We start from the raw sequence: 13122 nt of genomic DNA, 5'->3' as shown, positions 1-13122 counted from the left end.
ACTATCTTGGAACTTCTACAGATTGCACAATCATTTCAATAACCTTATCAGTAGTCATACCCTCCATTTCTCGTTCAGGCGTTAACATAATTCGATGACGTAATACTGGGTAAATACTCTTTTTTACATCTTCAGGAATCACAAAATCACGTCCGTTTATGGCTGCAAAAGCTTTTGAAGCCATTAAAACGGCAATGCTTGCTCTTGGTGAACCACCTAAATATAAGTGTGCGTTATTACGTGTATTTGATATTAATTGAGCGATGTATTTTATTATTTTTTCTTCAACCAACACTTCAAAAACCTTACTTCTGTATTCTAATAATTCGGTTTCTGTTAAAACTGCTTTTACTTTAGTTTGTGGCAATGCTCCTTTTCTGTCATTATGAGCGGTGATAATTTTAATTTCTTCTTCTAAATTCGGATAGCCAACGTTTATCTTGAATAAAAAACGGTCTAACTGTGCTTCAGGCAATGCATAAGTTCCCTCCTGCTCTATTGGATTTTGGGTTGCTAAAACCATAAATGGCGGATTCATAACATAACGTTCACCATCCATAGTAATTTGCTTTTCTTCCATTACTTCAAACAAAGCTGCTTGCGTTTTTGCTGGCGCTCTGTTTATCTCATCAATTAAAACAATGTTAGAAAAAATTGGTCCTTTTTTAAACTCAAAATTTGAAGTTTTCATGTTTAAAACAGACGTTCCTAAAACATCTGAAGGCATTAAATCGGGTGTAAACTGAATTCTACTAAAATCGGTCGCTATTGTTTTTGCTAACAATTTTGCGGTTACTGTTTTTGCAACTCCAGGTACTCCTTCAATTAATACATGCCCGTCTGCCAATACAGAAACTAATAACAGCTCAATAAACTCTTCTTGCCCTACAATTACTTTTGCTAATTGTTCTTTTATTTTACCAACCGCTTCTTTTAACTTTGACAAGTCTATTCTGCTTGAAAATAGTTCGTTTTCTTCTGTTGGATTATTTTCTGTATTCATAAATTTTTATCCTTTTATATTAAAGTATAAACATTTTATATACTTTTTACTCTTTTTATTTAATAATCTATTCTCAATGTAAACGGTGCTGTTTTATAAGGACCGTTTGTTAGGTATACTTTTCCTTCAAAATAAGTTCTATCATTATCTGAAAAGATATAAAAATCATCTTTTGCAGGTATCTTAAAGGTTAGTTCAGTAAAACTTTCGTTTATACTAGTGTACATTTCATCGTCTTTATATCTTCCCATATGAAGCTGATATTCATTATTACCATCATTAAATATTAACTTCGTTTCGTTAGCTATATACCCTAAACCTTTTGTTGGTATAAAATCTTCATTTATAGCATATCTAAAATTGCTCCCTTTTAAAATTAACGTTTCACCTGAATTAATTGTTGTTTTATTTACATTTTCAATTACTGGTTCTTGCACTTCTAAAACAATTAATTTTTTATCAAAATATTTATTGACTCCGCTGTTATAGTAAACGGCTAAATAATACGTTGCTAATGGTGTTGTTTGGGGGATTGTAAAATTTATTTTCCCTTCATTATTAACTTCATGTTCTAATAAAATAGTGCTAAATGTCGTTTCGTTTTCTAATACTATTTTTTCAATACTAGTAGTGTTTATATCGCTTAATATAGTATTAGTTGTATTTTGATAGTATAGTAAATTTTCTGTCTCGGCTAATTCAAACGATGCGTCTGACGCCGATTTTATGTTATCAAAATTACTATCACGGACTAAAAAAGTATCACTAAGTACCTGACCTGTTACTTTATTTTTTATGGTTAATGTATAATTACCTGTACCAAAAGCGGGTGCTTTAAAATATACTTTTTGTAAATTTCCACTAACAGTTACCCAACCATAAGGAGTTTCTTCAACTAAAGTTAATTTTACAGGAATATCATTTATACCATCATTTAAATTTAGTTCCCAATTATTTTTATCACTATCAAAATCTAAAGCGTAAAATATTATATCTCTTTCATTTAACGCTGGTAATAATACATTTTTTTCAAAACCTAAATAACGAAATTCTTTAGAGGTTGGTTCATTACTACTACAAGCTGCTATTAAAATTATAATTAATAAACTTGCTATTGCTTTTATTATTCTTTTCATTTTATATAGTTATTAAACTAATTTGAGGTTTACTCTTTTTATTAAATTTATTTTTAATTCTTTTTAAACGCTTCAATTGCTTTATTAAGCGCAATTAAATCTTCTTCTAAAATTTTATCTTTATCGTTTATGCTATCAATTTTCTTAAATAACTCTGATACTTTTTCTAACGAATTACCACTTCTGCTGGCTAGTTTACTGTAAAAAGGTTCGTCAATTTTTAAGGTTGATAATCGGTATGTAATTCTTATGTATTCTAAAAAATAATTTATTTTATGTGTGGCTATGTTTTTATGATCTGATTTTTCATAGTACATATTCGCAATCGTGCGTGTAAATGCCAATGTTTGATTTTTTAATGGTGTGATTACAGGTATAAATCGCTGACTTCTTTTTCCTTTAAAAATCACAAAAAACAACACACCTATCAATGCAATATAGTATGCCCATTTTAAATGTTTAGAGCCTAAAACATATTTCATTGGCGATGATATCCCGCTTTTTCCTGTTTTATAATAGGCATCCCATAAAATAATAGCATCATTACCAACAGTATCAATACCTGATTTTTTTTTATTTTTTGATGTATTATTTAAATATGATAATACACTTGCTACATATTTATAATTATCATTTAAAAGCATATTATAATTGGTAAATGCTTGTGGAAATGTATGCAAATAGAAAGTACCTTTTCCGAATTTTGTTTTGATAAAATTTGGTTTACGACTTATAATTGAATCTTTTTCATTTTTAATTAATAATTCGCCTAAAATAGTTGCGTTTAAAGTATCTATTTCAGAAAAATAGGCTTTCGAAAAATCTCTATCAAAATAATATTCATTGATATTTACATGTTTATTAACCAATATTTGATATGCTTTCTCTTCAAAAACTGTTGTACTTAACTGTTTTGAACGAACATTTAAAGTATCAATATTTACCCCATTTGATGCTATAAAAACATCGTTTCCTCTTGCTGCAAACTTTAATAACTCGTTAAATTCTTCTTCTCCGAAGTTTAATTTTCCATCAACAAAAAAATAAGTTCCTGTATTGGTTGAATCTTTTAAAAACACATACGGAGATTGATATACATCTCTTACTTTTTTATCAGTAAAAAAAGACGTCATTTCTTTGTGCAATACATAAGTTCCATATGGTATTTTATGTTTCGCATCATAACTCGGAAACCAATTAATTTCTTTTGGTTTTATTAACTCAACATAAACAATGCCCAGTATTATAAATACCAATAAACCAATATATACTTTTAGTTTTTTGTCCAACTTATTAAATTTTAGCAATCATTTTTTTAAAGTTTATTTCAGCTTTTAAAAACTTTTCTTTATTAATTAAAAACTCACCATACCAAACGTAATCATATAAATGCGTTAGTGTTTCAAACTCTTTATATAAGTTTTTATTTGAGGCTAACTCTTTTATATAATCTTCATTTGTTTTTTCTTGCTGCCAAAAAATCAATTCTTTTTCTGACAACTTTTTTAATAATAATAAATAATAATAACGAGTAGCTAATTTAAAATTACCATCCGTTATGGCTATTTTAATTAATGCTGGTAAATCTTTTTCTTTTATTAAAGTTTCTTCGTCTGATAAACTTACCATTGCTGTAGCTTTTTTACCATCAATAATATTACGAGCATTTACTTTTAAAAAGAATTTAATAATTAAAAATAAAACCAAACCAGCAATTATATATGGTAAAATTTTTAAAACCCATTTTAAAAACCCCATAGCTGGCGAAATATCATCAAAAAGATAAGACAATACTTTTTTGATTGTTCTTTTAAACCAATTCCATACTTTTTCTATAACTGTTGGTTCTCTTTTTTCTACTATATATATAAAAGCATCTTGCTTTTTATAAGCTTCAATCTTTTTATTGTCGAACTTTTTTAATTCGATAAATTCTGTATCAAACTGAACCTTTTTCTTTTCAGATGTTTGTAAAAACATCTGAAAAGAAAGTAAAAAAAATGCTATGTAAAAAAATAAATATTTCAAAATATTATTGACCTATACTATCAATGGTTTCAATGGTTCCTGTTAAGTTTTTTTGCTCATTAATATCAAAATATATAAACACATTGGTAACTAATGTTATTGCATAAAACATTAATTGCCCTACGATAGATATTAAATTTAATAACAAATAAATAGGATCGCTAAAAATACTAAAAATCGCCGTTGGATCTTCACTGCTCATTCCAATACCCATTTGTATAAATTGATATATCATTACTGGTATTTGAAAAATATAGCCTAAAACTCCAACCAAAAGACTCACAACAAAAATAACCCCAAAGGTTTCCCAAAAATGCCCGCTAACAAAGCTAAAACATTTACCAATTGTATCAGTTGCCGATTCATTTTGAAATACTAAAATCGAGGCACCTAACGATAAAACTGTCCAAGTATAAAATATAGGAAACACACATAACATTACACTTACAAAAAGTATGATTCCTGATAAAACACCAAAGCCCATAAACGACCAAAAACGTTCTTTTGTATTACGTGCTATTTCTTCTTGGTTTACAACTCCATTATTATCAATATACGACTTTATATAATGCATTCCTGCTAAATTAATAAACACAAATGCTACTAAATAAGCTAACATCATTATTAATGCTGATGCCAACATTCCTAAAGCACCACTTACTTCTTGCGACATTAATGATGACATAGACATCATGTAATATATCATTGCTGCCACTGCTATTAACATAGGAACTGCTGCTGTTTTTAAAATTGTTAAAAAAAACTGTTTTCCTTCTAATCGTATAAACTTAAAAGCATCGGTAATAATGGCTCCTAAATCTCTTTCTTTTTTAAATTGTATGTATTCTTTATTCATAAGTTTGGTTGATAATTAATTTTTTATGTAGTTGAATTGGATAAATTACGTAATAAAAGATAATGCTGGCTAATGAAACTAAAATAATGGTAATAGCCAACCAATCTGGCATTTCAGTATGACGTGTTACAAAACCTTCTAAAAAACCAGCAATGATAAAAAAAGGAATAGTACTTACCATAATTTTTAATCCGTCTTTAATACTTTTTTTAAAAGATTCTAATCGAGAATAGGTTTTTGGAAATAATAATCCGTTTCCTAAAACCAAACCAGCACAACCTGCAATTACAATTACTGATATCTCTATGGTACCATGAATCCATATAGTTCGCGATGATTCCCATAATAACCCTTTATCATAAAAAAAATACAAAAAAGAACCTAACATAATACCGTTTTGCATCATAATATATAACGTTCCTACAGAAAATAGCATCCCTAAAACAAAAGCAAACATGGCTACTTTTATATTATTTATGGTAATTCCGATAAACATATCTACCTCATTAGCTTTTTTATAAACCGCCATCGGGTCGCCTTTTTCAATATTTTCAAGCGTCATATTTACATAACTATCTCCTAAAATAAGACGCACAAAATCAATATCGTTTGCTGAAGAAAAAGCACCTACCAAACTAAAAAAAGCAAATACAACAAACGCAATTAATAGTTGTTTTTGATGTTTGTAAAATGATAACGGAAACTCAGTTTTAAAAAAACTGATAAATCTATTTTTACTTTCTTTTTTTGTTTTATATATTTTTTGATGAGCAATAGAAGCAATCGAATTTAAATATACGAACGTATTTCCTTTCGGGTAAAAGGTTTTTACATAACTTAAATCATCAGTTAACTCAACATATAGTTCAGATAATTTGTCTGGCGAAATAGCTGTTTTATTGTATAAAACAGCTTCAAACAACTGCCATTTTTCTTTATTTTTCTTTACAAAAGCAGCTTCTCTCATTCAGAAAAAAAATTATAGCAATTATTACAAGAAACTTCCCTAATCATAGAATATTTTTATCTTCGCTAAACTAAAAAAAGTTATAAGAACTATCAATAAAAAAAGAGAAAACTAATTCATGGACAATTTTCAAATAGAAACTGCTCAAAATATTTCAATACATCAAAATGTAGCACATATTACCACTCGAATTGGCTCATACCTAATAGATTTTTTATTCATTGTTGGCTATTATATCATCATATTTTTTATAATGGGAATGCTAGATATAGCACCTAGTATGGAATATATGAGTTTATACATGCTATTATCTTTACCCGTTTTTTTTTATAGTTTACTTTTTGAAGTTTTAATGAATGGGCAAACCCCTGGCAAGTACTTTAATCAAACTAGAGTTGTAAAAATTGACGGATCTAAACCTACTTTTGGCAGCTACTTAATGCGCTGGTTATTACGCATTATAGATTTTAGTTTGGCTGGTGGATCGGTTGCTGTTTTAACCATTCTTTTAAACGGAAAAGGGCAACGATTAGGCGATTTAGCAGCAAGTACAACTGTCATTTCTGAAAAGAAAAGAATTACCCTAAGCAATACCATTGCTAATGATATTCTTGATAATTATACACCAATATATTCACAAGTAACTCTTTTAACCGACAATGATATTCATACCATTAGAAAAGTATATCATGATGCTCGAAAAAAAAGAAATCATCAAGTAATAGTAAAGCTCAGTAAAAAAGTGAAAGAGATAACCAACATTACTACTGAGCAAACTCCAATGGATTTTATAGACACAGTAATTAAAGATTATCATTATTACGCGCAGCAGTAAATAACTTTTTATTATTAAAAACATTTGTTGCTAGGTAGAACACTGTCAAAATTTTCGATTATCTTCGAACAGATAAATTTTATGTTTCTCTGTTTTCAAATCGCTTTTGCTATTTCACTAAATACGAATTAGTTAAAAACTTGTTTATTTTTGGTTGATAAAAAGACAATTAAAAGTCCTTTTTCGGTTGATTAATATCCTATTTTCGCCTTCTTTATCAACCTATAAATTCAGGATTTCTTCAACGCATGCAAAACGAAAAAAACTGGTTACAATACTATAAAAACAGCTTATCAGATAGCGAAAATTTAGCCATCGATATTGCTAAAATCAAGAATTTATTTCATCAAAACTCTACCGATTTAAGTAATGCTCTTATTAATACTAAGCAAGCAAATGAATTGTTAGATGTTGAAGAACGTCGTATTAATCGATTAAAAGGAATCACAAAAAAGGATAGTAATAAATGGCATAAAGTTGAAGAAACTAAAATATTAATTGCCCCTTTTTATTTAGAATATCAAACAGACAATCCCGCTTATAAACGCCCTATTCACCCTTTTTGGATTACTGCTGTTGTAAATAGATCTGGACAATTATCGGCTCCAAAAGATATATTTCCATTAATTGTTCGTAATTACTTAACGCCAATAGCCGATGTTAAAAATGATTTTATTTTTGCTGCCATCGATACTATTTTAGATGCCAAAGAAATGGAAGCTCCAGAGGCTGAGTACGAAGATGAAACCATACCTTGGAACGAATATTGGGATTATATAAATCATATTTTCTCAGCAATTACCCATCATAATTTATACAGTTATAATGTAGAAAAATATACTACTAAATTTCAACTTACTTATTTTGCTATCAGTTCAAAAATTTCTACTGCAAAAAGTATTTTATTTTTGTATGAAAACTTATTAAAAAACGAAGAAACATTACCAATACTATCAAAAATAATAAATCCGGCTGCTAAAAACCGAATAGAAGCTGTTACCGATACAGGTTTTTTAAACTATAATCATTTACACTTAGGGCAAATGTCTAACGAGTTTCCCTTATCTATTAGTCAACGAAAAACTTTATTATCATACTTAACTGCCGAAGAAAATGCGGTTACAGCCGTAAATGGTCCTCCAGGTACCGGAAAAACAACATTATTACAAAGTTTAGTTGCCACCGAGTTTGTAAAAGCTGCCATTAAAGGAGAAGATGCTCCCATAATATTGGCCTGCTCTAACAATAACCAAGCGGTAACCAATATTATAGATAGTTTTATTAATTCTAAAAGCACCGAAAAAGATTTAGCTGCCCGTTGGATACCTGACTTTAACGGTTACGCTACCTACTTACCTTCAAACTCTAAAAGTGAAAAAGCCTTAAAAAACATTAACTTTTTAAAAGGAAACATGTTTGGTAATGAAGGTACTTTGTGTAATTTAGAAAATGAAAAATATGTAGACGAAGCCGAATATTATTTTTTAACCCAATATTGTAATTACTATGCTACCGAAACAAATTCACTAGAAGATGTTTGTGAATTTTTACAAGATGAAATTATTAAAATTGAAGATACTTTAATTGATGGTGTTCAATTTTCAAGCGATTATATAAGCGCTATTGATTATCTTAATAACATCATTTTAAATGAAGATAATCACATAAAAAAAGATGCATTTAAAATTGGAAACCTTCAAGAGTGGCGCACCATACTTACCAATTTAAAATCAGCCGCAAAGCAAACAGATTTTATCAATCAAGTAAAGCTTTATTTTACAACTAATAATGAAGATCAAAACAATGATTCAAAGGTAATCTTTAAAATTACTGAAGGTACTATCAGTAACAATCAAAAAACAAATAACTTTATAAAAGAATGTCTTGCAAATGTAAATTTAGCATTACAAGCCAATTTAAAATTAAAAAACTGGAAAGTAAAAAATAATATCAAAGGGTTTCCTTTTGTATCCGAAGCCCAAATGTGGCAAAACGAGTACGAAAAATTAAACTCCAACAATACTACGCAACGTTTTTTTTATGATGAGTTAGATATCGAGTTACGCCATAAATCCTTTCTTTTAGCTGTTCATTATTGGGAAGCTCGTTGGTTACTCGAAACAAGAAATGTTATTGAAAATAACACCGAAAAAGGAACAGGTGAAAACGCCATTAAAGCAAAATGGAAACGCAGAGCCATGCTTACACCATGTTTTGTTGCCACTTTTTACATGGCGCCAACCCATTTTTTATATAGCCAATTTCAGGGAGAAAACGAAAACGGAAAACCTATTTTCGAATACCTACCTTTATATAACTTTTTAGATCTTTTAATTATTGATGAAGCTGGTCAAGTAACACCCGAAGTTAGTATTCCTGTATTTTCATTAGCTCAAAAAGCCTTTGTAATTGGCGATTTAAAACAAATAGAACCCATCTGGTCTATTCCGCCTAAAATCGATGTAGGTAATTTAACCAGTTTAAACATGCTACAAAATGAAAACGATCAGCATTATTTAAATCAAATGGGCTTTTTAGCTTCTAGCGGAAGCATTATGAAAATGGCACAAAATGCTTGCGAATTTGAAACCCCATTAGCCAATCAAAAAGAACAAGGTTTGGTTTTATTAGAACACCGAAGATGTAACGATGAAATCATTAATTTTTGCAACGAACTAGCCTATAACGGTATTTTAAAACCAATGAAAGGAAAAGCAAAAGACACCCAAGTTTTTCCATCAATGATGGCGTATCATGTAGAAGGTTTTAGCGAACGTAAATTTAACAGTCGTTGCAATATAAACGAAGTAAATGCTATTATAACTTGGCTGCAACAAAACAAAGAAACCATACAAGAAGCCTATAATGTTGATACTATTGAAAGTGTTTTAGGTATCATTACGCCATTTGCCAGTCAAAAAGGAGAACTATCAAAAGCATTAACCGAAGCCGGCTTTAAAGTAAACGACATTAAATTAGGTACTGTGCATGCTTTACAAGGCGCCGAACGAAACATTATTTTGTTTAGCTCGGTATATTCTAACCAAGATGAAGGCACCTTATTTTTCGAAAAAGATAACAAACCCAATATGTTAAACGTTGCCGTTTCTAGAGCTAAAGAAAGTTTTATTTTATTTGGCGATACTCGAATTTTTGACGAAACCAAAAACACCCCTTCAGGAATCTTAAAAAAGCACTTAAACGTGTACGAAATGGTAAAGTAACATAATTATTTGAAGCTATTTCCCGCTTTTCGCACTCGCTTTTTTTTGAAGAAAAATCAAAAAAAGAGCTCAAACAAACGCTACAATCGGGGCTATACCTATTAATAATGTTTTTTACTTTTTTAATAAACAGTTTTTATTTACTACAAAAAAAGGAACGATTTAAAAACCGTTCCTTTTTCATATATAAAATTTAAGAATTTACTTTTTAAACTCCGAAATTGTTTTCTTAATAATTGCAATACATTCCATTAATTCTGTTTCTGTCATTACTAAAGGTGGTGCAAAACGAATAATATTACCATGTGTTGGTTTTGCTAACAATCCGTTATCACGTAATTGTATACAAATATCCCAAGCAGTTGAGCTTTCTTCAGTATCATTAATTAAAACAGCATTCAATAACCCTTTACCTCTTACCGACTTTACTAAATCAGTTGTTTCAGCAAATGCTGCTAATTCTTTTCTAAAAATTTGCCCTAATTTTTCAGCATTATTAGCTAAACTTTCTTCTTGCACAACTTCTAAGGCTGCCATTGCAACTGCTGCTGCAACAGGGTTCCCCCCAAAAGTAGACCCATGATTCCCTGGTTTAATAACATTCATAATATTATCATTAGCTAATACACCAGAAACTGGATATGCTCCTCCACTTAATGCTTTTCCTAATATTAAAATATCTGGTTTTACATTTTCATGATCTACTGCTAACATTTTACCAGTACGTGCAATTCCCGTTTGTACTTCATCAGCAATAAATAATACATTGTGTTTTTCACACAACGCTTTTGCCGCTGCTAAATATCCTTCAGAAGGAACATACACTCCTGCTTCACCTTGAATCGGCTCAACCAAGAAACCTGCAATATTTTTATCGCTCGCTAAAGCTTCTTCTAAAGCTTTTAAGTTATTGTATTCTATTTTAATAAATCCGTTTGTAAACGGTCCAAAGTTTTTACGCGCTACCGGATCATTTGAAAAAGAAATAATTGTTGTTGTACGTCCGTGAAAGTTATTTTCACAAACTACTATTTGTGCATCATTTTCATCGATTCCTTTAACTTCATACGCCCATTTTCTACACAACTTTAAAGCAGTTTCTACTGCTTCAGCTCCTGTATTCATTGGTAATAATTTATCAAAACCAAAAAGTTCAGTAGCAAATTTTTCATATTTACCTAACATATCGTTGTAAAAAGCACGCGATGTTAAGGTTAATGTTTGCGCTTGGTTTACCATTGCTCCAACAATTTTAGGATGACAATGCCCTTGGTTTACTGCAGAATAAGCCGATAAAAAATCGTAGTATTTTTTACCTTCAACATCCCAAACATAAACACCTTCTCCTTTACTTAACACCACTGGTAATGGGTGATAATTGTGTGCTCCGTATTTGTTTTCTAGTTCAATCGCTTGTTGCGAAGTTAATTGGTCTAAAACAGCCATTTTTAATAAGTTTTTAATTAATGAATATAAAATCCATTCCTTATCTACCTTTATCCTTTCGAAAAGTGTCGAAAATTCAGCGTGGGAAAGAAATCATCCCTAAAATTGCTGCAATTTACTAAATATAAAATATCTTTTCCTAATTTTGCAAGCCTATAAATGATACAAAATGCCACGTAGAGAACGAAACAAATTTGTTAAAAGAAATCAAGTTTTAGAATTAAAAATTGAAGATTACGCCTTTGGCGGAAAAGGAATTGCAAGAATCCATTCTGAAGAAGGAAGTTTTGTTGTCTTTGTACCCAATACATTGCCAGGACAATTGGTAAAAGCACAGATTAAAAAATCGAGCAAAAAATACGCTGAGGCAAAATTAATGGATGTTTTACAAGCATCTGATGATGAAGTTACAGTACCTTTTCAAGACATTCCTGGAGCTCCGTATATTCAATTACCGATTGATTTACAACATCAATATAAAAAAGAAAGTACGCTATCATTATTTAAACGTATTGGTAAAGTAGCAAATATTGACGATTTATTTGATGAATTTATTACCTCACCAAATGTATTTCATTACCGAAATAAAATGGAATATGGTTTTTCTGCCATCGGTTATGATAGAGTAAATAAAACTGATGCTGATTTTTTTACCTTAGGCTTTAAACGTCGTGGTGTTTGGTGGATGGGAGATAATTTAAATAAAGATTCTGGATTGTTTGATGCACAAGTTGAAGACAACTTAAAAGTAATTCGTGAATATTGTGAAAAAACGGGTTTGGCTCCTTGGCACGGCCCTAAAAAAGAAGGTTTTTTCAGATATTTTGTTGTAAGAAAATCATATAAAACAAACGAATTGCTATTCAATTTAGTAACTACATCTTACGATTTACCTAAATTTGATATGCAAGCATTTGCTACATTATTAAAAGATATTTTTGGCGAACGTTTAGCTGGTTTATTGCATACTATAAATGATGAAGTTGGTGATAGAACCATTGCTACATCTGGAAGTATCGAACTGATTGCTGGAAAAGATAAAATTATTGAAGAACTATTAGGCTTAAACTTTGAAATTAGTATGAAAAGCTTTTTTCAAACAAACCCTAAATCTGCCGAAAAATTATACACAAAAGTTATTGATTATGCTTTAGAAAATAAGGAAGCTATTGATAATACTGTGGTAATGGATTTATTTTGTGGTACAGGAACCATAGGGCAAATTTTAGCTTCAAGAAGTCAAAACGCTAAAATAGTTGGGGTAGATATTGTTGCCTCGGCAATTGAAGATGCGAAAAAGAATGCCAAACGAAATAAAATTGAAGGTTTAGAGTTTTATGCTGCAGATGTTGGTAAATTTTTAAACGAGCATCCACAATTTCAAAACAAAATAAGAACAATTATTTTAGACCCTGCTCGTGCTGGAATTGCACCTAAAACACTTAAAAAAATCATCAATTTAAACGCTGATAGAATGGTGTATGTTTCTTGTAATCCTGCAACACAAGCGCGCGATACTGAAGAGTTAATAAATTGTGGTTATCAATTAAAAAAGATTAGTTTAGTAGATCAATTTCCACACACAGCACATATTGAAACGGTTGTTTTGTTTGAAAAATAAAATTAA

Annotated in this window: 10 protein-coding genes; 3 read left to right on the top strand and 7 right to left on the bottom strand. The window is 29.9% G+C overall.

Annotated features, from left to right (window positions below; all coding sequences use genetic code 11):
* Position 1 precedes the first annotated feature (1 nt).
* The 6 genes from BA195_RS11285 to BA195_RS11260 are packed head-to-tail and all read right to left on the bottom strand — an operon-like array spanning position 2 to position 5990.
* Positions 2-1003, bottom strand: a complete 1002-nt coding sequence (locus BA195_RS11285) for an AAA family ATPase (RefSeq protein ID WP_068705534.1) — start codon at positions 1001-1003, stop codon at positions 2-4.
* A gap of 59 nt (positions 1004-1062) precedes the next feature.
* The gene (locus BA195_RS11280) at positions 1063-2139 is read right to left on the bottom strand and encodes a hypothetical protein (protein ID WP_068705532.1); all 1077 of its coding nucleotides are present in this window, start codon (positions 2137-2139) and stop codon (positions 1063-1065) included.
* 53 nt (positions 2140-2192) lie between these two features.
* Complete coding sequence (locus BA195_RS11275) at positions 2193-3428, bottom strand: DUF4350 domain-containing protein (protein WP_068705954.1); 1236 nt, start codon at positions 3426-3428, stop codon at positions 2193-2195.
* A gap of 4 nt (positions 3429-3432) precedes the next feature.
* Positions 3433-4119, bottom strand: coding sequence for a hypothetical protein (locus BA195_RS11270; protein ID WP_084443184.1), 687 nt, complete (start codon positions 4117-4119; stop codon positions 3433-3435).
* A gap of 52 nt (positions 4120-4171) precedes the next feature.
* Complete coding sequence (locus tag BA195_RS11265) at positions 4172-5023, bottom strand: hypothetical protein (protein WP_068705529.1); 852 nt, start codon at positions 5021-5023, stop codon at positions 4172-4174.
* A complete protein-coding gene (locus BA195_RS11260) occupies positions 5016-5990 on the bottom strand; it encodes a stage II sporulation protein M (protein WP_068705527.1) in 975 nt (324 codons plus the stop codon). Before BA195_RS11260 ends, BA195_RS11265 begins: the two co-directional genes overlap by 8 nt.
* 118 nt (positions 5991-6108) lie before the next feature.
* Here BA195_RS11260 and BA195_RS11255 point away from each other — a divergent pair, with 118 nt between their 5' ends.
* Both BA195_RS11255 and BA195_RS11250 read left to right on the top strand, forming a co-directional pair.
* Positions 6109-6825 carry an RDD family protein gene (locus BA195_RS11255; RefSeq protein ID WP_068705525.1) on the top strand — a complete coding sequence of 239 codons (717 nt, stop codon included), beginning with the start codon at positions 6109-6111 and terminating at the stop codon, positions 6823-6825.
* Between the two features lie 248 nt (positions 6826-7073).
* Positions 7074-10049 carry a DEAD/DEAH box helicase gene (locus BA195_RS11250; protein WP_068705523.1) on the top strand — a complete coding sequence of 992 codons (2976 nt, stop codon included), beginning with the start codon at positions 7074-7076 and terminating at the stop codon, positions 10047-10049.
* 201 nt (positions 10050-10250) lie between these two features.
* On the opposite strand, the gene rocD is transcribed toward BA195_RS11250, so the two are convergent.
* Positions 10251-11495 (bottom strand): ornithine--oxo-acid transaminase, encoded by a 1245-nt coding sequence (rocD, locus tag BA195_RS11245; RefSeq protein ID WP_068705521.1) that lies wholly within the window; start codon positions 11493-11495, stop codon positions 10251-10253.
* A 169-nt stretch (positions 11496-11664) separates the two neighbouring features.
* On the opposite strand from rocD, the gene rlmD reads away from it, so the two are divergent.
* A complete protein-coding gene (rlmD, locus tag BA195_RS11240) occupies positions 11665-13116 on the top strand; it encodes a 23S rRNA (uracil(1939)-C(5))-methyltransferase RlmD (protein ID WP_068705519.1) in 1452 nt (483 codons plus the stop codon).
* Positions 13117-13122 lie beyond the last annotated feature (6 nt).

The organism is Tenacibaculum soleae (assembly GCF_001693415.1).
GTDB classification, from domain to species: domain Bacteria; phylum Bacteroidota; class Bacteroidia; order Flavobacteriales; family Flavobacteriaceae; genus Polaribacter; species Polaribacter soleae.
Note: the sequence above shows the minus strand (reverse complement) of the source record. Positions and strands in the feature narration are given on the sequence as shown.

Excerpts from the sequence above, each read along its gene's own strand:
- BA195_RS11285 (WP_068705534.1), bottom strand. The coding sequence starts at position 1,003 with ATGAATACAGAAAATAATCCAACAGAAGAAAACGAACTATTTTCAAGC.
- BA195_RS11280 (WP_068705532.1), bottom strand. The coding sequence starts at position 2,139 with ATGAAAAGAATAATAAAAGCAATAGCAAGTTTATTAATTATAATTTTA.
- BA195_RS11270 (WP_084443184.1), bottom strand. The coding sequence starts at position 4,119 with ATGTTTTTACAAACATCTGAAAAGAAAAAGGTTCAGTTTGATACAGAA.
- BA195_RS11265 (WP_068705529.1), bottom strand. The coding sequence starts at position 5,023 with ATGAATAAAGAATACATACAATTTAAAAAAGAAAGAGATTTAGGAGCC.
- BA195_RS11260 (WP_068705527.1), bottom strand. The coding sequence starts at position 5,990 with ATGAGAGAAGCTGCTTTTGTAAAGAAAAATAAAGAAAAATGGCAGTTG.
- BA195_RS11255 (WP_068705525.1), top strand. The coding sequence starts at position 6,109 with ATGGACAATTTTCAAATAGAAACTGCTCAAAATATTTCAATACATCAA.
- BA195_RS11250 (WP_068705523.1), top strand. The coding sequence starts at position 7,074 with ATGCAAAACGAAAAAAACTGGTTACAATACTATAAAAACAGCTTATCA.
- rocD (WP_068705521.1), bottom strand. The coding sequence starts at position 11,495 with ATGGCTGTTTTAGACCAATTAACTTCGCAACAAGCGATTGAACTAGAA.
- rlmD (WP_068705519.1), top strand. The coding sequence starts at position 11,665 with ATGCCACGTAGAGAACGAAACAAATTTGTTAAAAGAAATCAAGTTTTA.